This is a genomic window from Vibrio sp. T13N, from assembly GCF_032970445.1.
Classification (GTDB): Bacteria; Pseudomonadota; Gammaproteobacteria; order Enterobacterales; family Vibrionaceae; genus Vibrio; species Vibrio diabolicus.
Map to the genome: position 1 here is coordinate 1 of NZ_JAWJYE010000063.1, position 625 is coordinate 625.

General features: G+C 42.1%; 1 rRNA gene. It reads right to left on the bottom strand.

The window, feature by feature from the left end:
• Positions 1-278: 278 nt before the first annotated feature.
• Positions 279-395 (bottom strand): 5S ribosomal RNA (gene rrf, locus R2S67_RS22800).
• Positions 396-625: the final 230 nt, after the last annotated feature.

A 625-nucleotide genomic window follows, 5' to 3' on the forward strand; every position in this document is an offset into this window, starting at 1 on the left:
AGTAATGTTTGAATTGACTGTGCTGAATCCGAAGATTCAATGGTCACTTCGTTTCATTGAAACCTAATTTGAAACCGAAGTTTCTAATTGGATTATCATCAACGAGTGCCCACACAGATTGATAGGTCTATATTGTTAAAGAGCTTGGCTTTCAGTGCCTTAGCACGTAAGCGAGGTGCGTATAATACGCTTTCCACTTTGAAAGTCAACATAAAATTCTAAACTTTTGTTTAAAACCTTATGTTGACTCGTCTGTATTCAGACAAGTCGGAAATAAAGCCTGGCGATGTCCTACTCTCACATGGGGAAGCCCCACACTACCATCGGCGCTATTTCGTTTCACTTCTGAGTTCGGCATGGAAGTCAGGTGGGTCCAAAACGCTATGGTCGCCAAGCAAATTCTTTATCAATTTGCTCGCAAATTCAAACGCACTTTAGTGCGGCCCTTTAGGGTGAGATTTGCTTGCAAATCGAATAATTCGGAAAGCTGTTTCTTAATTCTCGTTCTTACACATTCAATGTTCTTTCATTGAGTCCATCAAAACCCCTTGGGTGTTGTATGGTTAAGCCTCACGGGCAATTAGTACAGGTTAGCTCAACGCCTCACAACGCTTACACACCCTGC